Source organism: Burkholderia ambifaria AMMD (genome assembly GCF_000203915.1).
GTDB lineage: Bacteria > Pseudomonadota > Gammaproteobacteria > Burkholderiales > Burkholderiaceae > Burkholderia > Burkholderia ambifaria.
In genome coordinates this window covers 1,226,321-1,253,214 of the sequence record NC_008390.1, presented here as the reverse complement: position 1 = coordinate 1,253,214, position 26,894 = coordinate 1,226,321, and the positions used below count along the sequence as shown (strand labels likewise).

General features: G+C 67.9%; 24 protein-coding genes. 8 read left to right on the top strand and 16 right to left on the bottom strand.

What is annotated here, in order from left to right; genetic code table 11:
- Nucleotides 1-29 precede the first annotated feature (29 nt).
- On the top strand, nt 30-470 hold the full coding sequence (locus BAMB_RS05795) for an Hsp20/alpha crystallin family protein (RefSeq protein WP_011656474.1): 441 nt from the start codon (nt 30-32) through the stop codon (nt 468-470).
- 16 nt (nt 471-486) lie between these two features.
- Complete coding sequence (locus tag BAMB_RS05790) at nt 487-906, top strand: Hsp20/alpha crystallin family protein (protein ID WP_011656473.1); 420 nt, start codon at nt 487-489, stop codon at nt 904-906.
- 114 nt (nt 907-1,020) lie between these two features.
- On the opposite strand, the gene BAMB_RS05785 is transcribed toward BAMB_RS05790, so the two are convergent.
- Nucleotides 1,021-1,323, bottom strand: coding sequence for a TFIIB-type zinc ribbon-containing protein (locus BAMB_RS05785; protein ID WP_011656472.1), 303 nt, complete (start codon nt 1,321-1,323; stop codon nt 1,021-1,023).
- A 60-nt stretch (nt 1,324-1,383) separates the two neighbouring features.
- Complete coding sequence (locus tag BAMB_RS05780) at nt 1,384-2,139, bottom strand: TerC family protein (RefSeq protein ID WP_041491132.1); 756 nt, start codon at nt 2,137-2,139, stop codon at nt 1,384-1,386.
- A gap of 109 nt (nt 2,140-2,248) precedes the next feature.
- On the opposite strand from BAMB_RS05780, the gene BAMB_RS05775 reads away from it, so the two are divergent.
- Nucleotides 2,249-3,142: a LysR family transcriptional regulator gene (locus tag BAMB_RS05775; protein ID WP_011656470.1), complete on the top strand. Its 894-nt coding sequence runs from the start codon at nt 2,249-2,251 to the stop codon at nt 3,140-3,142.
- Nucleotides 3,143-3,290: 148 nt separating this feature from the next.
- Complete coding sequence (locus BAMB_RS05770; RefSeq protein WP_011656469.1) at nt 3,291-4,469, top strand: DUF2242 domain-containing protein; 1,179 nt, start codon at nt 3,291-3,293, stop codon at nt 4,467-4,469.
- 77 nt (nt 4,470-4,546) lie between these two features.
- On the opposite strand, the gene BAMB_RS05765 is transcribed toward BAMB_RS05770, so the two are convergent.
- Nucleotides 4,547-5,467 carry a pyridoxal-phosphate dependent enzyme gene (locus BAMB_RS05765; RefSeq protein WP_011656468.1) on the bottom strand — a complete coding sequence of 307 codons (921 nt, stop codon included), beginning with the start codon at nt 5,465-5,467 and terminating at the stop codon, nt 4,547-4,549.
- A gap of 173 nt (nt 5,468-5,640) precedes the next feature.
- On the opposite strand from BAMB_RS05765, the gene BAMB_RS05760 reads away from it, so the two are divergent.
- Nucleotides 5,641-6,552: a LysR family transcriptional regulator gene (locus BAMB_RS05760; RefSeq protein ID WP_011656467.1), complete on the top strand. Its 912-nt coding sequence runs from the start codon at nt 5,641-5,643 to the stop codon at nt 6,550-6,552.
- Nucleotides 6,553-7,148: 596 nt separating this feature from the next.
- Nucleotides 7,149-8,354 (top strand): MFS transporter, encoded by a 1,206-nt coding sequence (locus tag BAMB_RS05755; RefSeq protein ID WP_085963123.1) that lies wholly within the window; start codon nt 7,149-7,151, stop codon nt 8,352-8,354.
- 119 nt (nt 8,355-8,473) lie between these two features.
- Here BAMB_RS05755 and BAMB_RS05750 read toward each other — a convergent pair whose 3' ends face one another.
- The 3 genes from BAMB_RS05750 to BAMB_RS05740 are packed head-to-tail and all read right to left on the bottom strand — an operon-like array spanning nt 8,474 to nt 12,134.
- Complete coding sequence (locus tag BAMB_RS05750) at nt 8,474-9,496, bottom strand: histone deacetylase family protein (RefSeq protein ID WP_011656465.1); 1,023 nt, start codon at nt 9,494-9,496, stop codon at nt 8,474-8,476.
- 25 nt (nt 9,497-9,521) lie between these two features.
- Entirely contained in the window at nt 9,522-10,793 is a 1,272-nt protein-coding gene (locus BAMB_RS05745; RefSeq protein ID WP_011656464.1) for a Zn-dependent hydrolase, read from the bottom strand.
- 30 nt (nt 10,794-10,823) lie between these two features.
- On the bottom strand, nt 10,824-12,134 hold the full coding sequence (locus tag BAMB_RS05740; protein ID WP_011656463.1) for an MFS transporter: 1,311 nt from the start codon (nt 12,132-12,134) through the stop codon (nt 10,824-10,826).
- Between the two features lie 183 nt (nt 12,135-12,317).
- On the opposite strand from BAMB_RS05740, the gene BAMB_RS05735 reads away from it, so the two are divergent.
- Nucleotides 12,318-13,274, top strand: a complete 957-nt coding sequence (locus BAMB_RS05735; RefSeq protein WP_011656462.1) for a LysR family transcriptional regulator — start codon at nt 12,318-12,320, stop codon at nt 13,272-13,274.
- 245 nt (nt 13,275-13,519) lie between these two features.
- Here BAMB_RS05735 and BAMB_RS05730 read toward each other — a convergent pair whose 3' ends face one another.
- The 10 genes from BAMB_RS05730 to BAMB_RS05690 all read right to left on the bottom strand — a co-directional run bounded on the left by BAMB_RS05730 (nt 13,520) and on the right by BAMB_RS05690 (nt 24,895).
- Entirely contained in the window at nt 13,520-14,950 is a 1,431-nt protein-coding gene (locus BAMB_RS05730; protein WP_011656461.1) for a purine-cytosine permease family protein, read from the bottom strand.
- A gap of 257 nt (nt 14,951-15,207) precedes the next feature.
- Nucleotides 15,208-15,885 (bottom strand): SOS response-associated peptidase family protein, encoded by a 678-nt coding sequence (locus BAMB_RS05725; RefSeq protein ID WP_011656460.1) that lies wholly within the window; start codon nt 15,883-15,885, stop codon nt 15,208-15,210.
- 305 nt (nt 15,886-16,190) lie between these two features.
- Nucleotides 16,191-16,820 carry an NAD(P)H-binding protein gene (locus BAMB_RS05720; protein ID WP_011656459.1) on the bottom strand — a complete coding sequence of 210 codons (630 nt, stop codon included), beginning with the start codon at nt 16,818-16,820 and terminating at the stop codon, nt 16,191-16,193.
- A gap of 264 nt (nt 16,821-17,084) precedes the next feature.
- On the bottom strand, nt 17,085-18,476 hold the full coding sequence (lpdA, locus tag BAMB_RS05715; RefSeq protein ID WP_011656458.1) for a dihydrolipoyl dehydrogenase: 1,392 nt from the start codon (nt 18,474-18,476) through the stop codon (nt 17,085-17,087).
- A 5-nt stretch (nt 18,477-18,481) separates the two neighbouring features.
- Nucleotides 18,482-19,819, bottom strand: a complete 1,338-nt coding sequence (locus BAMB_RS05710) for a dihydrolipoamide acetyltransferase family protein (protein WP_011656457.1) — start codon at nt 19,817-19,819, stop codon at nt 18,482-18,484.
- Between the two features lies 1 nt (nt 19,820).
- On the bottom strand, nt 19,821-20,864 hold the full coding sequence (locus tag BAMB_RS05705; protein ID WP_011656456.1) for an alpha-ketoacid dehydrogenase subunit beta: 1,044 nt from the start codon (nt 20,862-20,864) through the stop codon (nt 19,821-19,823).
- A 2-nt stretch (nt 20,865-20,866) separates the two neighbouring features.
- Entirely contained in the window at nt 20,867-22,099 is a 1,233-nt protein-coding gene (locus BAMB_RS05700) for a 3-methyl-2-oxobutanoate dehydrogenase (2-methylpropanoyl-transferring) subunit alpha (protein WP_011656455.1), read from the bottom strand.
- A 395-nt stretch (nt 22,100-22,494) separates the two neighbouring features.
- Entirely contained in the window at nt 22,495-23,121 is a 627-nt protein-coding gene (locus BAMB_RS05695) for a flavin reductase family protein (protein WP_041491131.1), read from the bottom strand.
- A 279-nt stretch (nt 23,122-23,400) separates the two neighbouring features.
- Nucleotides 23,401-23,547, bottom strand: coding sequence for a DUF3096 domain-containing protein (locus tag BAMB_RS33450; protein ID WP_011656453.1), 147 nt, complete (start codon nt 23,545-23,547; stop codon nt 23,401-23,403).
- 334 nt (nt 23,548-23,881) lie between these two features.
- Nucleotides 23,882-24,895, bottom strand: coding sequence for a hypothetical protein (locus tag BAMB_RS05690; protein WP_011656452.1), 1,014 nt, complete (start codon nt 24,893-24,895; stop codon nt 23,882-23,884).
- Between the two features lie 925 nt (nt 24,896-25,820).
- Here BAMB_RS05690 and BAMB_RS05685 point away from each other — a divergent pair.
- Nucleotides 25,821-26,846, top strand: a complete 1,026-nt coding sequence (locus BAMB_RS05685) for a LacI family DNA-binding transcriptional regulator (protein WP_011656451.1) — start codon at nt 25,821-25,823, stop codon at nt 26,844-26,846.
- The last annotated feature ends 48 nt before the right edge of the window (nt 26,847-26,894 follow it).

The following is a 26,894-nucleotide window of genomic DNA, read 5'->3' as shown; positions in this document are numbered from 1 at the left end:
CTTTCGCACTCATGTTCCGGAGGACCTTCATGAGCGGCATCCATTACGGCTACGACCTGTTCGACGAATTCGCCCGCGTGCAGCGGCAGGTGGCGAGCCTGTTCGGCGAGCATCCGGCCGGCATCCGCGCGGTGCGGCCGAGCGCGTTTCCCGCGCTGAACGTCGGCGCGACCGACGACGCGATCGAGATCGTCGCGTTCGCCCCCGGCATGGCCGCGGCCGACTTCGACGTATCGATCGACAAGGACCTGCTGACGATCAGCGGCGAGCGCAAGCCCGTGCCGCAGGACGCCAGCGACGACCTGCGCACCTACGCGCAGGAGCGCTTTCACGGTGCATTCCGTCGCGTCGTCGAGCTGCCTCAGAACGCCGACGCCGACAACGTCAGCGCCCGCTATGAAAACGGCTGCCTGCTGATTCGCGTCGGCCGGCGCGAGGCAGCGAAGCCGCGTGCGATCACCGTTCAGTAACCTTCAGGAGAACGACATGAATATGAGCCAGATGAGCCAGAACCTGACCGAACGCCGCAACGGTGCCCTCCATGCGGCATCCGCCGAAGCCGCGCGCCGGCCCGCGCTCACGCCGGCCGTCGATATCGTCGAGGACGCGCGGCGCGTCACGCTGCGCGCCGACCTGCCCGGCGTGCCGCGCGAGAACCTCGACGTGAAGGTGCACGACAACACGCTGACGATCGAAGCCGACACGCGCATCGACACGCCGGCCGACCTGCGCGTGCGCCATGCCGAAGTCCGCGCGCCGCGCTTCGTGCGCACGTTCGTGCTGAGCCCCGATCTCGACACGTCGCAAATCGATGCGAGCCTGCGCGACGGCGTGCTCACGTTGACGATTCCGCGCCGTGAGGAAACACGCCCGCGCCGCATCGACGTGACGGCCGGCAACGCGTAAGCGCCGGCGCGTGTTCATCGCGTCACGCGCATGACAAAGCCCCGCCAGGCATCACACCTGGCGGGGCTTTTTGCAACGTGCGGCGTGCGGCGTGCTACGCGCGCGCCGTCGCGTTCAATCGAAATCGAACAGGTCGAACATCGACTTCTTGCGACGCTGGCCGTCGTGCCGGTAACGGTCGTCGTGCGGGCGACCGTCGCGCCCCCAGCCATCGTCACGCCCGCGCGGCGCGTGGGCATCGTGCCGCACCACCGGCTCGTCGCGGCGTGCCGGCACCTCGCCGGTTTCGCGTGCGATCAGCTTGTCGAGTTCGCCACGATCGAGCCACACGCCACGGCACGTCGGACAGTAGTCGATCTCGATCGACTGGCGCTCGGCCATCAGCAGGTCGGGCGTCTTGCAGACCGGACATTTCATCGCGTTTCTCCTTTCGTTGAGAATTCCGAATCGAGGGCGGGCCCTCGCCCGCCCGCTTGCTCAGTGACCTTCGCCGCGTGCCGCGCGCTTGGCCTTCGCGCGACGCGCCAGCATGTTCATACCCTCGACGAACGCCGAGAACGCCATCGCCGCGTAGATATAGCCCTTCGGCACGTGCGAACCGAAACCTTCCGCGATCAGCGTCATGCCGATCACGACGAGGAACGACAGCGCGAGCATCACGATGGTCGGGTTGCGGTCGATGAAGCGTGCGAGCGGCTGGGCGGCGAACAGCATCACGCTCACCGCGACGATCACCGCGACGAACATGATTGGCACGTGCTCGGTCATGCCGATCGCGGTCACGATGCTGTCGATCGAGAACACGATGTCGAGCATCACGATCTGGCCGATCGCGGCCCAGACGGTCAGGCCGGCCGCGCCGCCGGACGCACCCGAGCCGTCGGCGTCATGCGACACGTGATGATGGATCTCGGTAGTCGCCTTCCACACGAGGAACAGGCCGCCCGCCAGCAGGATCATGTCGCGCCACGAGAACGCGTGATCGAACAGCGTGAACACCGGTTCGGTGAGGCTGGCGATCCACGCAACGCTGCCGAGCAGCGCGAGGCGCATCACGAGCGCGAGCCCGATGCCCAGGCGCTGCGTGCGGGCGCGCTGCGCTTCCGGCAGCTTGTTGCTGAGGATCGAGATGAAGATCAGGTTGTCGATGCCGAGCACGACTTCCATCACGACGAGCGTCAGGAGCGCGGCCCAGACGGCGGGGTCGGCGGCAAGCGTCAGCAGATAGTCCATGAATAGGGCCGATTCGAATGTTGGAAAGTCCGATGATAGGCCTTCCATGACTTCGTAAAAATCAGCGAGAATCTGATCTTTGGTTCGGTTTTTTCGAAATCTCGCTCCGATGCTGAATTTTCGCCATCTGTACTATTTCTGGGTCGTCGTGAAGGAAGGCGGCTTCGCGCGCGCCGCCGAGCGGCTCGACATGGCCGTCCAGACGATCAGCGCGCAGGTGCGCGAGCTGGAGAAGTCGCTCGGCCACCAGCTGCTGCGCCCGGCCGGGCGCGGCGTCACGATGACCGATGCGGGCCAGGCCGCGTATGCGCGCGCGGAGGTCATCTTCGAGATGGGTCGGCTGATCCCCGACGAGGTGCGCGCGGCGGCCAGCCAGCCGACCGTGCGGCTCGCGGTCGGCCTCGCGGACGGGATCTCGAAGCTGGCCGCGCATGCGATCCTCGCGCCGGTGCTCGACACGCCCACGCTTCGGCTGCTGTGTCACGAGGGCGAGCACGACGCGCTGCTCGCGGAACTGGCCCTGCATCACCTCGATCTCGTGCTGGCCGGCCAGGGGGCGCCTTCGGGGTCGAATCTGCGGGTGACGAGCGAGCGGCTCGTCGCGTCGCCGGTCGACTGGTACGGGCCCGCGGCGCTCGTCACGCCCGCCGCGCGGCAGCGCTTCCCGCACTGCCTCGCCGAGCTGCCAGTATTGCTGCCGACCGCCCATTCGGCGCTGCGCGCACGCCTGGACCTGTGGCTGGAGCGGGAACGGATCGTGCCCCGGGTGGCCGGGGAATTCGAGGACAGCGCGCTGATGGCCGTGTTCGCGGCACGCGGCCTCGGCGTGTTTCCGCTCAGCGAACTGGGCGCGAACGACGCGTCGCTGTTGCGCGGACTGCGCCGGCTCGGCCGTGCGGGCGATGTCACCGAGGAAATCCACGCGATCCGCTCGCGGCGCGGCGAACACCATCCGCTCGTGTCGCAATTGCTCGCCGTCGCGCCGTCGGCGCCGGCCGGCTGAAGCAAGCGCGACATCAAACGAAACTATAATGACGCCCCGGCCATACGAGATTGCCAAGCGCCGTGCACCGGCACAGCCGTTGCGCGGCATCGCGTGGGCGGCGCCCGCCGCCCCGCACGGCATTTCGCCGAGCCTTTTGAAAGACGCCATGCACAACCGATTTCGCCTGTTTTCCGTTTCGTGCGCGCTCGCGGCCGCGGCCGTGCTGGCGGCGTGCTCGTCGCCGCCCAAGCCGATCTACCAGCAGGAGCAGTTCGACGCGGCGACCAGCCCGTATGCGCACACGTTCCGCTCGAAATCCGACGCGGCCTGCGAGGCCGCGCGTCGCGCGCTGCTGAGCCAGGGCTATGTCGTGTCGTCGTCGCGCAACGATGCGGTCGACGGCAGCAAGAATTTCCAGCCGAACAACGACATGCACGTCGTGATCGAGTTTCACGTCGTGTGCGCGGACGCGACCGCGGACGGCACGTCGAGCATCGCGTACGTGAACGCGGTGCAGGACCGCTACACGCTGAAGAAGTCGAATACGTCGGCCAGCGTCGGGCTGAGCGTGTTCGGGTCGCTGTCGCTGCCGATCGGTTCGAGCGACGACGCGCTCGTGAAAACGGCGAGCGAGACGATTCCCGCCGGCGTGTTCTACGAGCGCTTCTTCAATCTGGTCGAGCATTTCCTGAAGATCGATCCCGCCCGCCGCGACCGCGCCACCGTGAAAGCGGCCGAGAAGGAGCCCGTCGCGCCGCTGCCCGAACCCGCGCCGACGCCGCAGGGCGAGCCGATGAAGATGACGACGCCCGTGGTGCCGACGCCGCCGGCGGCGCCCGTGCCGCTGTCGGTGCCGAGCGTCGCGCCGACGCCGGGTACGCCCGTCGTGCCGGCCGTGCCTGCGCCGGCATCGGCCGTGGTTGCGCCGGGGGCAATGCGCGGTGTCGTGCCGGGAGCCGCGCCGGCTTCGGCTCCGGTGCCGGCTTCGGCACCTGCGTCTGCTGCTCCGACGCCGGCTTCTGCTTCGACGCTCGCTGCTTCGATGCCGGCTGCTTCGACGTCGGCCGCTTCGATGCCGGCTGCTTCGACGTCGGCTGATTCGATGCGGGGCGCTTCGACGCCGGCCGCTTCGACATCGGCCGCTTCGACGTCGGCTGCTTCGACGCCAGTGGCTGCCACGACGGCGGCCGCAACGCCGGTATCGGCCACGCCCGTATCCGCGGCATCCGCACCTGTGCCGTCGAGCGCCACTTCGACGGCCGCAGACAAAGCGCCTGTATCGGCAACTGCCGCTCCCCTCGCCTCGTCCGCGTCGATCGGCGCCAGCGCGCCCGCCGCGAACTAACTGCACAGGCGCCGTTACGGCTTCTTCTGCAACGTCGTCCCGCTGCGCCGCGTGACGTACGCCGGGGCGTCAGCGCGTTACCGCAACGTCGCGTTCAACGTCTGCAGTTGCTCGACCGTCGCCGTCACGCCGCCGCACACGATCACCGCGATGTCCGACGCCGACGCAAGCACTGGCACCGACTGCTCGAGCGCGGCCAGCGCCGCGCCGCACGCCGGCTCGACGACGATCCGGTGCTCGTCCAGGAACCGCAACGACGCCGCCACCGCCTGCGCATCCGTCACGACGACCGGATGAATCGGATGCCGCGTCGCCCATTCGACCGCCGCATCGCACGGCCGCTTCGCGCCGAGCGTCGTCGCGACGCTCGTGATCGCCGGCAACTCGACCGGGCGCCCCTGCGCGACCGAGCGCGCATAGCTGTCGGCGCCCTCCGTCTCGACCGCGACCACCGGCACGTCGTGCCAGCCGTTGCGCGCAAGCCCCTCGAGCACGCCGCACAGCAGCCCGCCGCCGCCGACCGACAGCACGACCGCGTCGGGCTTCGGGCCGGTCAGCGCCATCTCGTCGATCATCGTCGCGTGCCCTTGCCACAGCACCGGGTCGTCGAACGGATGCACGAACGCGTCCTGCGCGCCGACGGCCGCCAGCGCGAACGCGTTCGCCTCCACCCAGCTCGCGCCGTGCACGACCACCTCCGCGCCTTCGACACGAATCAGCTCGCGCGCGCGGGCCGACGCGGTTTCCGGCACGACGACGAGCACCGGCACGCCGAGTTCACGGCCGCAATACGCGACCCCGATGCCCGCATTGCCGCCCGACGACGACACGAACCGGCGCGCGCCGGCCGCATGCCGCGCTTCGCAAACCGCGCCGATGCCGCGCAACTTGAACGAACCGGACGGCTGCAGCGCGTCGAGCTTCAGCCGGATGTTCGTGCCGAGGCGGCGCGACGCGATTTGCGAACGGATATAGGGAGTCGGGATATGAAGCGGCATGGCGCGGGACACCGTGAGGACAGTCGGGACAAGGGAATCGCACGCAGCCTGTGAACAGGCCCGGCAATGGCGCCCATCGTACGGCACGCGGGCCATGCTTTCCAATACCATCGAAGGACCATTGCTATGCTTGACAGGCATATCCACTGAATTGAAACCGGAGCCCACCCCGCATGCGCCAGATCGAACTGCGTCACCTGCGTTACTTCGTGGCGGTCGCGCAAGCCGGCAGCGTGATGGCCGGCGCCCGCGCGGCCGGCATCGTCCAGCCTGCGCTGTCGCGGCAGATCCGCGAGCTCGAGGCCGCGATCGGTACGCCGCTGCTGATCCGCCGCACGACGGGCGTCACGCTCACGGCGGCCGGCGCGAGTTTCCTGCAGGATGCGACGGGCCTGCTCGCGACGTTGCAGGACAGCCGCGAACGCGCGTTGCGCAGCGCGGCCGGCCAGCTCGGCGAACTGCGGCTCGGCGCGCTGCCGAACTGCCTGCCGCTGCCGGTCGTCGCGAACGTGCTCAGGGCGTTTCGCGACGCGTGTCCGGACGTGAAGCTGTCGATCGCGCCGATGCTGTCGGCCGAGCAGGCGGCGGCGCTGATGCGCGGCCAGCTCGACGGCGGCATCATGGCGTGGCGCCGCGACGAGGCACCGCATCTGTCGGGCGTGCGGCTGCTGAGCGACCGATTCGTGCTGGCGATGCCCGCGCCGCCCGGCGGGCGCTTTCACGCGCCGCGCACGCTCGCCGACGTCGCGCATGAACCGTTCGTGTGGTTCGACGCGGTGCGCTCCGCCGCGCACCATCGCTTCGTGATGGCGCAGTGCGAGCGCGCGGGCTTCACGCCGCGTATCGCGCAGGTCGGCAGCGACATCCCGACGCTGATCGGGCTCGTCGCGGCCGGCATGGGTTGCGCGTTCGTGCCGGAAAGCGCGTCGCCGACGTGCCCGCGCACGGTACGGCTCGTCGCGCTCGACGAACTCGCGAGCCGCTTCGACATCGAGTTCGTGTTCGACGGCGCGGCGGCGCCCGCTTCCCCCGTCGTCGCACGGTTTCTCGATGCCGTGCGCGACGCGGCCGGCCACGCGGAGTGACCGAGCGCCGGCGAAATCAACCGGCGCACCTGCGACGGATTCCGTAGCATCGCGGACCGCAGATCGGGCCGCCTGGGGCGGGCGGCCGCGCCGCGCGACGACGGCCGGCTTCGCCGTCATCGCACCTAAACATGCGCCGGAACGCACGAAAATTCTTTCAGATTCGTGACAATCGGCGCGACCGCATCGCTATTTTTAAATTGACACCAAAAACGGCCGTTTAACGTCATTTCGAATCGTTATGCCCCGAAATATACTGCGCCCGCATCCAACCCTCGTGCCAAAGAGAGGATGCCTTTCCGCCCCGGTCACGGTCCCCCTGTGACCGGGGCTTTTTTTGGGCGCGAGCCGCGTGGGTACAGGATCGGCGGAAGGATCACGCACTTGCGTCACCCACGCGGGCGGCTGCCCACCCCGTCGCCCGAGCTGCCCGACGCCGCCGGCCGCGCCTGCACGCGGCCCCAACCCCGCATTGTTGACATGAAATCAAGATAATTTCGCCCGGATACGGCTTTTTCCGCAAAAGTCATGCAGGCACACTTCACCCTGTCCACAACGGCCGATGCCGTTGCCCCATGCTTACAGGAGCGCATCGCGTGAACCCCACGACTTCTTCTCCTTCCCGCCCGGGCGGCAGCGCCACGCTGCCGCTGCTGGCGCTCGCCGCCGGTGCGTTCGGCATCGGCACGACCGAGTTCTCGCCGATGGGCCTGCTGCCCGTGATCGCCGACGGCGTCCACGTGTCGATTCCGCAGGCCGGCATGCTGATCAGCGCGTATGCGATCGGCGTGATGGTCGGCGCGCCGCTGATGACGCTGCTGCTCGCGCGCTGGTCGCGCCGCTCGGCGCTGATCGCACTGATGTCGATCTTCACGATCGGCAACCTGCTGTCGGCCATCGCGCCCGACTACACGACGCTGCTGCTCGCACGACTCGTCACGAGCCTCAACCACGGCGCGTTCTTCGGGCTCGGCTCGGTGGTCGCGGCCGGCCTCGTGCCGCGTGAACGGCAGGCCAGCGCGGTCGCGACGATGTTCATGGGCCTCACGATCGCGAACGTCGGCGGCGTGCCGGCCGCGACCTGGCTCGGCCAGATGATCGGCTGGCGCATGTCGTTCGCGGCCACCGCCGCGCTCGGACTGATCGCGATCGCCGGCCTGTTCGCCGCGCTGCCGAAGGGCGAGGCCGGCAAGATGCCGAACCTGCGTGCCGAACTGTCGGTGCTCACGCGCCCCGTCGTGCTCGGCGCGCTCGCGACCACGGTGCTCGGCGCCGGCGCGATGTTCACGCTCTACACGTACGTCGCCCCGACGCTCGAACACGTGACCGGCGCGACGCCCGGTTTCGTGACCGCGATGCTCGTGCTGATCGGCGTCGGCTTCTCGATCGGCAACATCGCCGGCGGCCGCCTCGCCGACCGCTCGCTCGACGCCACGCTGATCGGCTTCCTGGTGCTGCTGATCGTGACGATGGCCGGGTTCCCGCTGCTCGCCCGCACGCATGTCGGCGCGGCGGCCACGCTGCTGGTGTGGGGTGTCGCGACGTTCGCGGTGGTCCCGCCGCTGCAGATGCGCGTGATGCGTGCCGCACACGAAGCGCCGGGCCTCGCATCGGCCGTCAACATCGGCGCGTTCAACCTCGGCAATGCGCTCGGCGCGGCAGCCGGCGGCGCGGCGATCTCGGCCGGCTTCGGCTACGCGGCCGTGCCGCTCGTCGGCGGGCTGATCGCCGCGGCCGGGCTCGCGCTGGTCGCGCTGCAAAGGATGCAACGCCGCCGCGGGGCGGTCGCCGCGAACTCGTAAGCGCACCGCGACCCGCAGGGTGCCGATACGCGGCGCCCAATTGAACAACGCCCGCGCCGGGATGCCGACGCGGGCGTTGTCGCTGATGGGCCGCGCATCGCGGCCGCCATGTCGACGTATCAGCGCGCGGCGGCGAACCCGCCGAAGAATGCACGCGCATTCGCATCGAGGCTCTCGAGGTGATAGCCGCCCTCCTGCACGATCACCGTCGGCAAGCCGAGCGCGCCGATCGCGCCGCCGAGCCGGCCGAACCCGTCGGTCGTGACGGCCACCTGCGATTGCGGGTCGTCCTTGTAGATGTCGAAGCCGAGCGCGAGCACGAGCGCCTCCGGCTGGAACCGCGCGAGCGCGCGCAGCGCGTCGTCGAGCCGCTCGAAGAAGGTCGACTCGGGCGCGCCGTGCGGCATCGGCAGGTTCAGGTTGTAGCCGTCGCCGGGCCCCGCGCCCGTCTCTTCCTCGTAGCCGGCGACGACCGGATAGAAATTGGTCGGGTCGCCGTGGATCGACACGTACAGCACGTCGTCGCGGCCGTAGAAGATTTCCTGCACGCCCTGCCCGTGATGCATGTCGGTGTCGAGGATCGCGACGCGCCAATGGCGGCCGAGCAGCGCCTGCGCGGCGATCGCCGCGTTGTTCAGGTAACAGAAGCCGCCGGCCGCATCGCGGCGCGCGTGATGGCCGGGCGGGCGGCACAGCGCGTACGCGTCGCGCGCGCCGTCGTTGACGTCCGCCGCGGCCGCGAGCGCGCTCTGTGCGGACCAGTACGCGGCGCACCACGTGTTCGCGCCGACCGGACAGCTGCCGTCTGCGAGATAGCGCGCGGCTTTCGCGAGCACGCCGCGCAGCGGATTCGGATCGCGCACGAACACGTTCGACATCACTTCGTCGCCCCAGTCGTCGGGCATCCGTTTCCAGTCGCGGTGCGCTTCCTCCAGAAAACGCAGGTAGTTCATGTCGTGCACGGCCGCGATCGGCGCGGTGCCGCGGTCGGCCGGCTCGCGCACGTCGAAGTCGAGCGAACGCACGGCCGCGACCAGCCGCGCCGCGCGCTCGGGCACTTCCTGTGGCTCGCGCATCCTGCCGCGCGACAGGTAGGTCCGCGGATGGTGCAGCAACTGTTCGGGGTGGAAATAGGTTTTCATCGTCGGTCCTCGTCGATTCGTCGCGTCATGCATCGTGCGCGGCTGCCGCTGCAGCCACGCGCGTCGCGACGCCCGCCCGCGCGAGCACCGCGTTGAGCAGCACGTTGGTGCCGCGCGTCACGTCGTCGGGCAGCGCGTCCTCGGCCTCGTTGTGCGACAGCCCGTCGACGCACGGGATGAACACCATCGCGGTCGGCACGCGGCGCGCGAGCACGATCGCATCGTGACCGGCGCCGCTGACGATCCGTTCGTTCGTATAACCAAATGCCTGCGCCGCCTGCGCGACCAGCTCGACGCAGCCGCGGTCGAACGGCGTCGCGGGGCTGCGCCAGCAGGTATCGATCGCGACCTGCACGCCGCGCGCCGCGGCCACGCGCGCGTATGCGTCACGCAGCGCGCGCTCCATCGCATCGACTTGCGCGTCGTCGTGATGGCGCAGGTCGACGGTGAACGTCACGTCGCCGGCGATCGTGTTGCGCGACGCGTTGCGGATGCCGACCTGCCCGATCGTCGCGAGCCCGCGCGGCGCGTAGCCGGCGACGATGCGTTCCAGTTCGAGCGCCATCTGCGCGCTCGCGAAATACGCGTCCTTGCGATACGGCATCGGCGTCGTGCCCGCGTGCGCGGCCACGCCCGTCACGCGCACGTCGAGCCAGCGGATCGCCTGCCCGCCCGTGACGATGCCGATCGTCGTGCCGTTCGCCTCGAGCACGGGCCCCTGTTCGATATGCGCTTCGAAATACGCGTCGACCGCGCCGCCCGCCGCACGCGTGCCGCGACAGCCGCATGCGTCCAGCGCGGCGCCGAGCGTGATGCCGTCGGCGTCCTGCTTCGCGAGCGCGTCGTCGAGCGGCAGCGCGCCCGTGAACACGGCCGAGCCGAGCATCGCCGGCGCGAAACGCGCGCCCTCCTCGTTGGTCCACGACACGATCTCGAGCGGCTTGCCGGTCACGATGCCCGCATCGTTGAGCGTGCGCACGACTTCGAGCCCGGCGAGCACGCCGTACACGCCATCGAAGCGCCCGCCTTCGGGCTGCGTGTCGAGATGGCTGCCGATCAGCACCGGCGCGGCCTGCGCATCGGTGCCGTCGCGCCGCGCGAACAGGTTGCCGACCGCGTCGACGCTCACCGTCATCCCCGCGTCGCGACACCACTGCGCGAACAGGTCGCGCCCGCGCCGGTCGTCGTCGGTCAGCGCGAGGCGCCGCACGCCGCCGCGCGGCGTCGCGCCGATGCGCGCCATGTCGGCCAGGCTCCGCCACAGGCGGGCACCGTCGATTTCCAACAGGTCTTTCATTTGCACTCCGATGAATTCGTTCGTCGAGGGTCAGTGCGAGCCGAGCGCTTCGGCCGCGGCCGGCCGGCCCGCGCGTCGCGCGTCGAGCGCGACGATGCAAAGCAGCGAGATGCCGGCGAGACACGTGTAGAACACCGCGAGCGGCCACCACTGGCCCGCGAAGCGATGCGCGAGCCAGGTGCCGACGAGCGGCGTCAGGCCGCCCGCGATCGCGCCGCACACCTGATAAGCGAGCGAGATCGCCGAATAGCGCACGTGCGCGGGAAACACGCCGCTCACGAAGCCGGCGATCACCGAGTAGAAGCCGGCCATGCACACGACCGCGAGCGCGATGCCGGCGACGAGCGACCCGGACGTGCCACCCTGCACGAGCATGAACATCGGGTACGGCGACAGCATCGCGAGCAGCGCGGCGATCTTCAGGAAACGCGCGCCGCCGATACGCTCGGCGATCCACGCGGCGAGCGGCTGGGCGATGAACTGGATGATCGCGACCGCGAACAGGCTGTCGAGGATCAGCGAACGCGACACGCCGACGTACTGCGTGGTGTACGCGATCATGAACGTGTTGGTGAAATAGACGCCCGCGATCCCGATCGTGTTCGCGCCGATGCAGAGCAGCACGAGCCCCGACGCGGAGCGCAGCACTTCGGCCACCGGCAGCTTCACGGTGCGGTTCGCTTCCTTCACGCGCGCGAATTCCGGCGACTCGTTCACGCCGAGCCGGATCAGGATGCCGACGACGAGCAGCACCGAGCTCGCGAGAAACGGCAGGCGCCAGCCCCATGCGAGGAAATCGGCCTTGTCCATCGACGTGACCGCGCGAAACGCGACCAGCGACAGGATCAGCCCGGCCGGGCTGCCGAGCTGCGCGAACGACGCGAAGAAGGTGCGGCGGCCCTGCGGCGCGTGCTCGCCCGCCATCAGCACCGCGCCGCCCCACTCGCCGCCGACGGCGATCCCCTGCACGACGCGCAGCACGATCAGCAGCACCGGCGCGAGCATGCCGACCTGCGAATAGTCGGGCAGCAGCCCGACGCACACGGTCGCGACGCCCATCATCATCAGCGTCGTCATCAGCGCCTTCTTGCGGCCGATGCGGTCGCCGAGGTGGCCGAACACGATGCCACCGAGCGGGCGCGCGAAGAAGCCGACCGCGAACGTCGCGAACGACGCCATCGTGCTGACGAAGCGGTCATGCGACGGGAAATAGAGTTCGCCGAACACGAGCGCGGCGGCGGTCGCGTAGATGTAGAAGTCGTACCACTCGATCATCGTGCCGACGAACGCGGCCGTCGCGGCACGTGCCGGCTGGCGGGCGGAAGGAAGGGACTGGGTCATGCGGGCTCCTGACGCGCGCCGCGGCACGCGCTATATCGTGGTGGCGGGCCGTCTGTCGCGGCCTCGCGCCGCACGGTGCGGCGCCCCTCCTTTATCGGCGACCGCAAATCATTAGTCAAATTTCAAGTTATTATTCGGCGTATAAGTTCAGCTAATGATTGATCCGATTCGAGCGGAGACCCGATGCGCGCCGACCTCACGCCCTTCCTCAACGACCGCCTCGACTGGAACCTGCTGCGCACCTACCTGGTGATCATGCAGGAGCGCAGCGTGAGCCGGGCGGCCGCGCGCCTGCACGTGACGCAGCCGGCCGTGAGCCAGGCGCTGCGGCGGCTGGAAGACACGCTGGAGCGCAAGCTGATCGAGCGGCGCGGCGCGCACTTCGCGCCCACTCCAGCGGGCGAAGCCGTGTACCGGATCGCGAGCGACATCTACGGCGGCGTGTCGCGGCTCGAAACGGAGCTCGACGACAGCACGGCCGACCTCACCGGTTCGATCCGGCTGCTGACGGTGAGCCGCATCGAGTCGCCCGTCTACGACGCATTCCTCGCCGACTTCCATCGCGCGTATCCGCGCATCGATCTGCAGATCGAAGTGATGCGCTCGTCCGACATCCTGTCGTCGCTGCTGCAGAAGACGGCTACGGCCGGGCTCGGCCTGTGCCGCACGCCGCACGACAAGCTGGAGATGCGCTGCTTCCTGCGCCAGCGCTACGCGATCTACTGCGGCCGCCATCACCGGCTGTTCGGGCAGACACAGTTGCGGATGGAGGATCTGCTCGCGGAAAACTTCGTGTCGTTCACGAGCGATCAGATCGGCGACAGCCTGTCGCCGCTCACCGTGTTCCGCGACCAGAAGGGCTTCACCGGGCGCATCGTCGCGTCGTCGCCGAGTCTCGAGGAAGTGCGACGGCTGATCTTCGCCGGTTACGGAATCGGCTGCCTGCCCGAGCACATCGTGCGCGACGACATCGCGCAGCAACGGCTGTGGCGGCTGCCGCCCGACGACGGCCTCGTCGACGTCGACGTGTTCCTGCTGTGGCATCGCGACCGCAAGATGAACGCGGCCGAGCACGCGTTCCTCGACGCGATGGAGCGCTGCATGCAGCAGCACTCGCTCGCGGAACGGTTGGGGATGTAGGCGTTGGATTGCTCGCACACGCGAAAAGACGGTCGTGATCGCCGTCGCGTTCGACGGCCACTGCCCTGCGGCGAATACGGCGTGCTTGAATGAAACGACGCCGCGCACGGTGGTCCGCCCTGCCGGCATCGTGGATCACGAAGGTGTGATGTGCAGCGGGCTGCCGATGATGCGGGATTCGGCGAGCCGCTCAGGCCGGCGGAAAGCTGGCCCGACAAGCGACGCGATGCGTCACGCGTCACGCGTCAGTGGTGAACCTCGCCGCGTTCGAGCGGCAGGATCAGCCGCTCGGGGATGCTGCGTCGCGACGCACGCGCGCCGACGTAGTACAGCACGGCCGGCACGATGAGGCCGAGGATCCACGAGATGTCGGTGCCGCCGAGCGCATCGACGAGCGCGCCCGTGTAGATGTGCGTCGACATGAACGGCACCTGCACCAGGATGCCGACCACGTAGATCGTGATCGCCATCACGTTCCAGCGGCCGTAGCGGCCATCCGGGTCGGACAGCGCCGGTACGTCATAGCGCGAGCGCGTGAAGCAGTAGTAGTCGACCAGGTTGATCGCGCTCCACGGCGTGAAGAACGCGAGCAGGAACAGGATGAACGCGGTGAATTCCTTCAGGAACGAATGACGGCCGGCCAGCGCGATCAGCGTCGACACGCAGATCATCCCGAAGATGTAGACGAGACGGCTCTTCGACGACACCGCGCCCTTGCCGCGGAAACCACTGACGATCGTCGCCATCGACATGAAGCTGCCGTACGCGTTGAGCGCGGTCACCGTTACCTTGCCGAACGCGATGCTCAAGTACAGCAGTGCGGCGACGGCCCCCGTCGAGCCGAGCCCGACGATGTACGACACCTCGTGGTGCGCGAACTGGCTGCCGGCCAGCGCGGCCGCGAACACGCCGAACACCATCGCGGCCTGCGCGCCGATCACCGAGCCCAGGCCGACCGCGAGGAACGTAGCGACCGACGACGTCGAGCGCGGCAGGTAGCGCGAATAGTCGGCGACGTACGGGCCGAACGCGATCTGCCACGATGCGGACAGCGACATTGACAGCAGGAAGCTCGCGAGCGAGAAGTGCCGGTTCGCGAGCAGCGCACCGACGTCGTGGTTCGCGAACAGCTGCGTGAACATGTAGACGAACGCGACGATGCCGACCACGCTCGCGATCCGGCCGACGAAGTGGATCGCGCGATAGCCGAACACCGTCAGCACGACGATCACGGCCGCGAACAGCAGGATGCCGGCCGCGTCGTCGACGTGCAGCAGTTGCGCGACCGCCTGCCCGGCCAGCACCGAGCCGCTGGCGGAAAAGCCGATGTACATCAGGCACACGAGCACGATCGGGATCATCGCGCCGTAGACGCCGAACTGCACGCGGCTCGAGATCATCTGCGGCAACCCGAGCTGCGGCCCCTGCGCGCCGTGCAGCGCCATCACCGCGCCGCCGACGAACTGGCCGAGCAGCAGCGCGACCAGCGACCAGAACACGTCGCCGCCGAGCACGACCGCGAGCGCCCCCGTGACGATGGCCGTGATCTGCATGTTCGCCGACAGCCACAGCGTGAACTGGCTCAGCAGCCCGCCGTGGCGTTCGGCGTCGGGAATGAAATCGATCGAGCGTACCTCGATCAGGCCGCCGGCTTTTCCACTGGGATTCGTTGACACGGGGAAATCTCCAAGATACTGAGGATCGCGAATGGTTCGGACGAGACGGGAAACTTGCCGGGGCGGCCGGTCGGCTCGCCGGGTGCGGCGCGCCGTGGATCGCCGATGTGCGCCGGCATTGCCAGCGGATATTCTTGTATATACAACTTGCGTGATATCGGTGATTTCCCGGGTGTTCGACGATTTATGAAACGTGTCGGAAAACGGCACGCGTCCGACCTGCGGAGTCGCCGGTCGCGCGTAGGAGAAATGAAAGCTCAGGTGCCGGCGGGCGACGCCGGCTCGGGCTCGGCCACCAGGTCGTCGGAGGGAAGGAGCGTCAGCAAGCGCCGCACGGCTTCGACGTCGCGCGCGTGCAGCCATGCGTCGTAGTCGTCGCGGCGCAGGATCACGACGCCCCGCTTCTCGTCGCCGGGCCGATGCATGCGCGCGAACACGGGGTGATCGTCGGCGTTGACCGTGAGCATCGTCATGCCGATTCGCTCGCGGCCGTCGGCGGTGACGAAGCTGCGCCAGATGCCGGCGACGCAGCACGGCTGCCAGCCGTCGACGCCGATCCGGTGCCACACGTTGCGGCCCGTCTCGTAACACGGCTCGAAAATCCAGCGCACAGGAATCAGGCAACGCTGGCCGTTGCGCCAGGCGGTGCCGTAGAGCCGCGACGAGCCGACCGTTTCCGCGCGCGCGTTCACCGTATCGAGCTTCTTGCGCTTGCGGCCGTTCTCGTCGACACGCACGGGCTGCATGAACTTCGGCCAGAAGCCGAACACCGCGCTGACGACCGCGAGGCCGTCGCCGTCGGCACGCGCGATGGGCGCCACGTAGTCGGGATACACGTCGGGTTCCCACGGATCGCGGCGAAACAGGTCGCCGATGCCGAGCTTCAGCTCGCTGATGCCCGGGTCTTCATCGGGGGCGCGGTAGTGAGTGCACACGGTTCGGCAGACGATGGACGCGATGTCTTCATCGTAGGTCAGCGTGCACGCCGTGTTTGTGCAATCGGTTGGTATGACGAAACAGTCTTGCGTGTGCAAGTGGATCGGAGCGTCGATCGGTCATTGCTTCCACTTTTGCCGGCAGCAAAGATGCGCGGGCTGCTCGCCAGCAAGCTGAGCCATGCGGTCGAATTCCAGCTCGCGACGCTGGGCAACAGCGGCGGCGGCGAAACATAGCCGGCACGCACGTCGGTTCGTTCATCCTTGCCGGCCACGTGCGTCGGCAGCACGTCGCCCGCCCCGGTTCACGCGAGCCGTTCCGATCCGATGACATGCACGCCCGGGCGTGCATCGATCGCGGCATCGAGCAGCGCGCGGGCGATGCGCGGCGCGGGATTCACGCGCCACTTCGGCGGCAACAGCGGCCCGGCGGCACCGAGCGCCAGCGCCATCATCCGCTCGCCGAACCGGAACTCGTCGCGGCTGCCGCCGATCAGGCCCGGCCGCACGCAGGTGAGCGACGTGAACCCGATGCCAGCGAGCGCACGCTCGACTTCGCCCTTCACGCGGTTGTAGAAGATGCGCGACGCCGGGTCCGCGCCGAGCGCGGAATTCAGCACGTAGGTCGACGTGCCGGACCGGTGCGCGAGACGCGCGACCGCGAGCGGATAGTCGTGATCGACGCGGCGGAATGCGGCCTGCGAGCCCGCGACCCGCATCGTGGTGCCGAGCGTGCAGATCACCGCGTCGGCCTGCCACCAGTCGGCCGCCTCGGGCAGGTGATCGAAGTCGACCGTCAATGCGCGCATCTTCGGATGCGGCGACAACGGCCGGCGCGCGAGCACGACGACCTGGTCCACCCGCGCGTCGGCCAGCGCGATGTCGAGGACGCGGCGCCCAACGAGTCCGGTCGCGCCGACGAGCAGCAATTTCATGTGCAGTTGTCCGTGTATGGCCGGTGCAGAGCTGGCCGTGAGCGGCAGTCGTGCGACGCTGCACATCACCATGCCGTCGCGCCGGAGCCGCCCGTTCGAAGCCGATGAATCGGACGGGATACCGACACGATGAACGGTTCGCGCAAGAGGGTCAACAGCGACCCGCGAACCGCGCATGCTCGAACGCGATCGCACCGGTCGTCCGGATCGGCGCCGCACCCGGGGTTAGTCCGGCGACGGATGGCGACGGACACCGCCGTGCGTTCACACGTGCAACGCGTGTCCCAGCGCGCGCAATGCCGCCTCCTGCACCGCTTCGCCGAGCGTCGGATGCGCGTGGATCGTGCCGCCGATGTCCTCGAGCCGCGCGCCCATCTCGAGCGACTGCGAGAACGCCGCGGCCAGTTCCGACACGCCGCGCCCGACCGCCTGCCAGCCGACGATCAGATGCGTGTCGCGCCGCGCGACGACGCGCACGAAACCGTCGGTCGCGTGCAGCGTCATCGCGCGCCCGTTCGCCGCGAACGGGAACGACGCGCTGATGCAGTCGACGCCGGCCGCCTTCGCGTCGTCGGGCGACCAGCCGGACGTGACGACCTCGGGATCGGTGAAGCACACGGCCGGGATCGACGCGGGCGTGAACTTGCGGCGCCGCCCCGCGATCAGCTCGGCCACCATCTCGCCCTGCGCCATCGCGCGATGCGCGAGCATCGGCTCGCCTGCGACGTCGCCGATCGCCCACACGTTGCGCATCGAGGTCCGGCATGCGTCGTCGATGCGCAGCGCACGGCCGTTGCGATCGAGCGGCAACGCTTCGAGCCCGAAGCCGTCGACGCGCGGCCGGCGGCCGACCGCGACCAGCACGCGATCGGCCGGCAGCGTCTTCTGCGCGCCGTCGGGTGCCTGCACGCGCACCGCGCCGTCGCTCGCGAGACCAAGCACCGTGTGACCCAGCCACAAGCCGACGCCGAGCTGCGCGAGCGAATCGGCGACCGGCTTCGCGAGTTCCGCGTCGTATGCGGGCAGCACGCGCTCCGCCGCTTCGACGATGCTGACGTCGACGCCGAGCTTGCGATAGACGGTCCCGAGTTCGAGCCCGATGTATCCGGCGCCGACGACGACCAGCCGCGTCGGCAACGACGTGGGCGACAGTGCGTCGGTCGACGATACGACGTGCCCGCCGAACGGCATCGACGGCAGCGCGACCGGTTCCGAACCGGTCGCGAGCAACAGGTGTTCGCATGCGATGCGCGTCGTGTGATCACCGGCGACGATATCGACCGTCTTGCCGTCGACGACGCGCGCGTCGCCCTGCAGCACGCGCACGCCGTGCTTCTTCAGCAGCGCGCCGACGCCGCGCGTGAGCCGCTCGACGATCCCGTCCTTCCATGCGACGCTTTTCGCGATGTCGATCTCCGGCGCGCGCACGCGAATCCCGAGCATGCCTTCGCCGGCCTGCGCGCACGCCTGCTCGAACGCGTCGGCGACATGGATCAGCGCCTTCGACGGAATGCAGCCGATGTTCAGGCACGTGCCGCCGAGCCGCTCGCGCTCGACGAGCACCGTCGGAATGCCGAGCTGCCCCGCGCGAATCGCGGCGACGTAACCGCCCGGCCCGCCGCCGATCACGAGCAGCGTGGTGTGTTCGTTCGGCATCGCACTCACTCCACGAACAGCAGCGCCGGGCGCTCGAGCAACCCGCGCACGGCCTGGATGAATTCGGCCGCGTCCGCGCCGTCGACGACGCGATGGTCGAACGACGACGACAGGTTCATCAGCTTGCGCGCGACGATCGCGCCGTCGCGGATCATCGGCCGCTCGACGATGCGGTTCACGCCGACGATGCCGACCTCCGGATGGTTGATGACCGGCGTCGACATGATGCCGCCGAGCGCGCCGAGGCTCGAGATCGTGATCGTCGAGCCGCTCAGCTCGTCGCGTTGCGCGCGGTTCGCGCGCACGGCGTCGGCGAGCCGCGCGATTTCCGCCGAGATCGACCACACGTCGCGCGCTTCCGCATGACGCAGCACCGGCACCGTGAGGCCGCTGTCCGTCTGCGTCGCGACGCCCATGTGCACCGCGCCGTAGCGCGTGACGACCCCGGCTTCGTCGTCGTAGCGCGCGTTGATCTGCGGGAAGTCGCGCAGCGCGATCACCATCGCGCGGATCAGCAGCGGCAGCGGCGTGAGCCGGCCGCGCGTGTCGCCGTGGCGTCGGTTCAGCTCGCTGCGCAGCGATTCGAGCTCGGTGACGTCGATCTCCTCGACGTAGCTGAAGTGCGGAATGCGGCGCTTCGCTTCCTGCATCTTGCGCGCGATCGCCCGCCGCAGGCCGATCACCGGCACCTCCGTTTCATCGTTGCGCTCGTCGTAGCCGCGCGCTTGCGCGCCACCCGCCGCCGTGCCGCCCGTGCGTGCGTACGCATCGAGGTCCGCATGCAGGATCCGGCCGGCCTCGCCGGTGCCGCGCACATAGCGCAGCTCGATACCCATGTCCCAGGCGCGCTGGCGCACCGCCGGCGACGCGAGCGGCCGTTCGCCCGGCGCGAGCGCCGCGCGCGGCGCCGCCGCGTGTTCCGTGCGACGCGGCTCGGCCGGTGCACGCTCAGCGGTGTGGCGCGCTGCCTTCGATGCGTCGTGCGCTTCGGCAGCTTCGGTGACTTTCGACGACTTTGCAGGCGTGTCGACCGCCGCCGGACGCGACGTCGCATCCGCTTCGGCATCGCGTGCCTTCGTGCCCGGCTTCAGGTTGCCGTTGCCTTCGACCTCGACACGAATCAGCTCGCTGCCGACCGCCATCATCTCGCCGATCCGGCCGCCGAGCGCCAGCACTTTGCCCGCCACCGGCGACGGAATCTCCACCGCCGCCTTGTCGGTCATCACGTCGGCGAGCGGCTGGTCTTCCTTGATCGTCTGGCCGACTTCCACGTGCCACGCCACCAGCTCGACCTCGGCGATCCCTTCGCCGATATCCGGCATCTTGATCACATGAATCCCCATCTCAGGCCTCCATCACGCGTCGCAATGCTTCGCCAACCCGGGCCGGGCCGGGGAAATACGCCCATTCCTGCGCGTGCGGATACGGCGTGTCCCAGCCCGTCGTCCGCTCGACCGGCGCTTCCAGATGGTAGAAGCAGTGCTCCTGGACGAGCGATACCAGCTCCGCGCCGTAGCCGCAGGTGCGCGTCGCTTCGTGCACCACTACGCAGCGGCCGGTCTTGCGCACCGACGCGACGATCGTGTCGAGGTCGACCGGCCACAGCGTGCGCAGGTCGATCACTTCCGCGTCGATGCCGGTCTCCTCGGCCGCGGCGAGCGACACGTGGACGGTCGTGCCGTACGTCAGCACCGTCAGGTCGTTGCCGGGCCGCACGACGGCCGCCGTATCGAGCGGCACCGTGTAATAGCCGTCCGGCACCACGCTGCCCGGATGCTTGAGCCACGACGTGACCGGACGCTCGTGATGGCCGTCGAACGGCCCGTTGTACAGCCGTTTCGGCTCGAGGAAGATCACCGGATCGTCGTTCTCGATCGACGCGATCAGCAGCCCTTTCGCGTCGTACGGATTCGACGGCATCACCGTGCGCAACCCGCAGACCTGCGTGAACATCGCCTCCGGGCTCTGGCTGTGCGTCTGGCCGCCGTAGATGCCGCCGCCGCACGGCATCCGGATCGTCATCGGCGCGGTGAACTGGCCCGCGGAGCGATAGCGCAGCCGTGCGCCTTCCGACACGATCTGATCGGACGCCGGGTAGAAGTAGTCCGCGAACTGGATCTCGCAGACCGGCCGCAATCCATACGCGCCCATCCCGACCGCCGCGCCGACGATCCCGCCTTCCGAGATCGGCGCATCGAACACGCGCGACTTGCCGTACTTGGCCTGCAGCCCTTCTGTGCAGCGGAACACGCCGCCGAAGTAGCCGACGTCCTGCCCGAACACGACCACGTCGCCGTCGCGCTCGAGCATCACGTCCATCGCGGAGCGCAGCGCCTGGATCATCGTCATCGGCTGCGCCGATGCCGTCGTCGTTTCCTGTTGCGCCATGATCACGCTCCCAGTTCCTGGCGCTGACGGCGCAGGTGCGCGGGCAGCTCCTTGTACACGTCGTCGAACATCGAGGCCGGCGACGGAATCCGGTCGTCGACCAGCGTGCCGAACTGCTCCGCTTCCTTCTGCGCGGCGATCACTTCGGCTTCCAGCTCGGCCGTGAGCGCGTCGTGCGCGCTGTCCGACCAGATGCCTTTCGCGATCAGATGCTGCTTGAAGCGCGCGATCGGATCGCCGAGCGGGAAATGGGCCCAGTCGTCGGCCGGCCGGTATTTCGTCGGATCGTCCGACGTCGAATGCGCGCCCGCGCGGTAGGTGACCCATTCGATCAGCGTCGGGCCGAGATTGCGGCGCGCGCGTTCGGCGGCCCAGGTCGACGCCGCGTAGATCGCGAGGAAGTCGTTGCCGTCGACCCGCAGCGAAGCGATGCCGCAGCCGACGCCGCGCCCGGCGAAGGTGGTGCCCTCGCCGCCCGCGATCGCCTGGAACGTCGAGATCGCCCACTGGTTGTTGACCACGTTGAGCACGACCGGCGCGCGATACACGTGCGCGAACGTCAGCGCGGTGTGGAAGTCGGCTTCCGCGGTCGCGCCGTCGCCGATCCATGCGGACGCGATCTTCGTGTCGCCCTTGATCGCCGACGCCATCGCCCAGCCGACCGCCTGGATGAACTGCGTCGCGAGATTGCCGGAGATCGAGAAGAAGCCGGCTTCGCGGTCCGAGTACATCACCGGGAGCTGGCGCCCCTTCAGCGGGTCGCCTTCGTTCGACATCAGCTGACAGATCATCCGTTCGAGCGGCACGTCGCGCGCGATCAGGATGCTTTGCTGGCGATAGGTCGGGAAGCACATGTCGCCGTGACGCAGCGCCATCGCGTGCGCGGCGCCGATCGCCTCTTCGCCGAGGCTCACCATGTAGAAGGAGATTTTCTTTTGACGCTGCGCGATCATCATGCGCGCGTCGAAGATGCGGGTTTTCAGCATCGCGCGCATCCCGGCGATCAGGCGCGCATCGTCGAGGTCCGGCGCCCATGGGCCGAGCGCTGCGCCGTGGTCGTCGAGCACGCGCACGAGGCTGCGGGCGAGATGGGCGGTGTCCGCGGGGGCAACGTCGATCGGCGGGCGGCGAACCGCGCCGGCCGGCGATAGATGCAGATAGGAAAAATCCGTCTTGCAGCCCGGACGCCCGGTGGGCTCCGGCACATGCAGACGCAATGGCTCTGACAGGCTCATCGTGTCGTCTCCACGCTCGATTGTGTCTCACGCTGATGGAACGCGCGGCCGGTTGCCGGCTCACGCGCGGGCTGGCGCACGGATAAGCACGCCAACCTTGAAAATCTATGCCTCGCGGCGCGCGACGTCGATGACCAAGCCGCTCGATTGCGGTGAGCAGATTTGCCATGGCGGGTGTCGGCGGGTGTCGGCGGGCGATCGGCGCCGCCGGCGTGATGAATGAAGGCCGCGTGTGCTGCGATGCGTCAATGGCTGCGGAGCGTGCGGATCCACGCCGCACCGATCGTTCCGCGTCGATCATATCGGACGATATGAAGCACGAAACCCCGCGAAATCCGGGATCTCGGCGGGGTCTCTTCGTCCGGTCGCTTGCCGGTTCGTGCCGGCGCGATGCGTTACGCGTCGGGGCGCGCGATGTCGAAGCGGCTGTCGGGCTTGACGTGCACGTAGGCCGACGGGCCGCCCGCGCGAAGAATGATGCCCGCGCCGAACGTGTCGAAGATGCCGTCCTTAAGCAGGTCGTGGCGAATATGCACGGCGATGACTTCGCCGAGTACCAGCGTGGCCGGCGTGTCGACGCCATGGTGATCGCGCAGCGGGATCACGTCGGTCACCTTGCATTCGAAGTTGACGCCGCTTTCCGCGACGCGCGGCACATTGACGAGGCGCGACGGGATCGCGGTCAGGCCGCCGAGTTCGAATTCGTCGACGCCGTACGGCACCGCCGCGCAGGTCTGGTTCATCCGGTCGGCGAGATCGCGCGTCGCGAGGTTCCAGACGAACTCGCCGGTCTCCTGCACGTTGCGCAGGCTGTCCTTCGCGGCCGTGCTCGAAAAGCCGATGATCGGCGGACGATAGTTGAATGCGTTGAAGAAGCTGTACGGCGCGAGGTTGATCGTGCCGTCGCTGCCGCGGGAAGAGATCCAGCCGATCGGGCGCGGGCCCACGATCGCGTTCAGCGGATCGTGCGGCAGGCCGTGGCCTTGCGAGGGTTCGTAATAGTGATGGGTCGAGTCGGTCATGGCGTGATGTCGAGGCAGGCAAGCAGCGTTGAAGTCCATCGACCGGCGCGCGTGTGCCGAGGGCAGCAACGGTGTGCGGTGCGATGTGCGCGCCAAGTATCACATGGGGTCGGTTTCGTTGCAGTGAGGGTGCGGTCGCGCGCTAGGTTGCAGCGCCGATGCATGCGGCACGCAACATGAAAAACCGCGAGCGCTTCATTCGTTTTCTCGCTCGCGGTTTTTTCAAATCGTCATTGAATCGGCGACCGTTGAACCGGGGACGGAGGCGTAAAGGGCTCGTCAGTGTATATGCCCTGCGAACAGTCCGAGCAATCCTATGATGATCAGGTAGATCGCAACGATGAAATTCAGCAGGCGCGGCACCACCAGAATCAGAATGCCAGCGATCAGCGAGACCAACGGGCTCAAGTTCGTGAATATGTGCATGGCGTTGCCCCTTAACAATAGATCGCGAAATCGCCAACTGGAGCACCTCGAAACCGTATTGCACGACCCTGTGCTTCGTAGCCGCTCCTTTTCAACGCTGCATGCGATTCCGTGACGGGTGGGAGATTTTTACCGACGCAGGCAACCGGAACCCTGACCGGTTGTCAGTGCAACGTTTGTTTGCAGCTCGCAGCGATTTTCGTGCCTGCCTCGGCGCGTGCGGCCGATTTCGTCTGTACGCTGGAATCGGGCGACATCACTCGAGATGCCACGCTTATGCCGCACCGCACATAATTTCAATTTGCGCCGCGAGAATGCGCGTAAGAATGAAGCCCTAGAAATTGCGTGCCAATCCGACCATGAACATGTCCTGGTCCTTGTCGTTGCCGGTTGCGACACGATTGAAGCGCAAGCTCGCCGCCCAATCGCTCGTGACCTGGTAACTCACCTGCGCGCTGAGCAACGCATTGACTCTCGTTTTGCTCGACACTTCGTCCCGATCGTGCGAGAGATACGGACCTGCCCCTGCCGACAGCGTCCATTTGGTCTGGATCGGCGCGACGTACCAGAGTTGCGCTGCCACACCTCTGCGGCCGGCGACGCCATTGTTGCCTTCGTAGACGAAGCTCGCCGAATAGGCCCACGCATTCCCGAGCGGCCGTTTGACTTCGACCAGATAGCCCTTTTCGATCGGCACTTGCGGACGGTTCGTCTGCGACGTCCCGGCCCAAATGCTGACCTGCGTCTTGCCGTCCGACAACGCCGGGCCGGGATCGCCGCCAAAATCCGAACCGATGCCGAACAGCACCGCGTCGGAATTGAATCCGCCAATCATCTGCACGTGGTTGTACTGCAGCTTGAGGAAGAAGCGGTCGGGAACGATGTAATACCGCACGGCTGCTGACGCGCGCACACCCCAGCGCTTTTCATTGCGCGCCTGGTTGTCGACATGGGTCGTGTCGATGCTGAAATACGGCCCCGCCGACAATTCGACCGCCACGCGATTGCCGAGCGGCCAACGAAACGAACCGAGCGCGGCGAAGCCGTCACGGTGGTGATCCACCGGATGCCCCTCGTTCAAATAGGCGAGGTAGATCGAGAAGTAGTCGTTCAACACGTCGCCGAAGCCGACTTCGTAGGCGCGCCAATGCATATCGCCGCCGTCGGTCGCGCGTCCGTCGCCATACACCGCATAAGCGTTGATCGTTCTTTCCGATGGCTTGAACGCGGTCGGCGAGCTCGCGGGACCGTCCTCGGCATGCGCGTGGCCAATGCCTGCCAGAATCGCCAGACCAGCGATCGAGCCAGTGACGACGAAACGTGAATAGATGCGACGACACTGTCCCATTTGGCCTCCCCACCTGAGCTGAACCCGGATGCTGGACGACGGTTGAACGAACGTCATGCGAATCGAATCTGGTACTGGACGTGGCCGCTGGCATTCCTCGAGCGACGCGAACCAGTGTGCGTTGAGGCGCTGGTGAAAGGCATTGGGGTATCGCCTAGCAAGGCGACTACGAACGCATCCGACGAAACGGCATGAAAACAAAAAACCCGCGAGAGGCGCTTGTTTCTCGCGGGTCTTTGGCGCTCGTGGAATCACACGAAAGCGATGTTGGTGCCGGGGACCGGACTTGAACCGGCAAGCCAATTAAGGCGGCGGATTTTCGTCACACTGCTTCTTTCGAAGCCGGCCTCGTCGAAACGATGCCGTTCGTGCGCTGGACTATGCCTTCACCGTCGCGCGCGGGCGTGATCGCCGCCCGTGCGCCTTAGGCGCCCCCCGTCTAGTCTCTACACCTTCCTCGCTGCGATCTCGCCGCGAGGCTTGGCTCGGCGTTGCCTCGATGCGCGCATCAGGGGTTTCGCCGAATTTGAAGGGTTCTGCACCGACCGTTTCCGGCCGGGCACTCAATCGTTTAAGTCCGCTATGTTTACCAATTTCATCACCCCGGCAAAAGGGCGGGACGCGATTCTACCATTGCTTCGCGCATGCGTTCCCTGATTCACGCGTGATGCATCGCGACGCGGCATGCTTGCCTGCGCCATTCGCGCCCGAATCGATACGCAGCCGACGCCCCCCCGCCACAGCGTCATCGATTTCGTCCCGCGCCGCAATATCCCCCGATACAATCACTGCGCCCATTCTCGGAGCGCAAAACGTCTGATGTTTGTATCGTATTTTTCACGAAACAGATGTCTGGTGAGTCATCGCGAAGTCACAAACATTTTCGATAATCCATCGGTCGAAAACGTTTACATCGCGTAACTTCATGACCCCGACCATCAAGGATGTCGCCGCGCTCGCCGGCTTTTCGATCGCCACCGTCTCGCGCGCGATCAACGCGCCGCACACCGTCAGCCCCGCCACGCTGACGACGATCCGCACCGCCATCGACACGCTGCAGTTCCGCCCGAGCCCGCTCGGCCGGCAGTTGCGCGGCGAGCGCACGCGCCTCGTCGGCGTCGTCGTGCCGACGCTGTCGAATCCGGTGTTCGCCGACTGCCTGCAAGGCATCGACGCACTCGCGACCGCGGCCGGCTTCAAGCTGATCGTGATGACGACCGAATACGACGAGGCACGCGAGCGCCACGCGATCGAGACGCTGCGCGAGCAGCGCGTCGAAGGACTGATCCTGACGGTCGCCGACGCGGACACGCATCCGCTGCTCGACATGCTCGACCGCGATGGCCCGCACTACGTGCTGATGCACAACGACACGCAACGCCGCCCGTCGGTGTCGGTCGACAACCGCCGCGCCGCTTACGACGGCGTCCGTCTGCTGACCGCGCGCGGCCATCGGCGCGTGCTGATGCTGGCCGGCTCGCTCGCCGCGTCGGATCGCGCACGCCAGCGTCATCTCGGCTACGCGGAGGCGCTCGAAGAATCCGGCGTCGCGACGCTGCCGCCCGTCGAAGTCGACTTCAACGCGGCCGAGCTGCCCGACGCGGTGCTCGCGCACCTCACGGCACAAGCCACGCGCCCCACCGCCCTGTTCTGCAGCAACGATCTGCTCGCGATGGTCGTGATGCGCGGCCTGCGCCGCGCGGGTTTCTCGATTCCCGACGACCTGTCGGTGCTCGGCTTCGACGGCATCGCGATCGGCGAGCTGCTCGCGCCGCCGCTCGCGAGCGTCGCGACGCCGAATCAGGACATCGGCCGTCATGCATGGCGACGCCTCGTCGAATGCATCGGCGGCGCGACGATCGAGCGCACCTCGCTGATCCTGCCGCACACGGTGCGCGACGGCGCGACGGTCGCGCCGCCGGCCGCCAATCTGCAATTGCACCAAGCCTGAATGCGTGTGCCGCGCGAGCGCGCGGCGACATACCCTTACCTCGCCCGG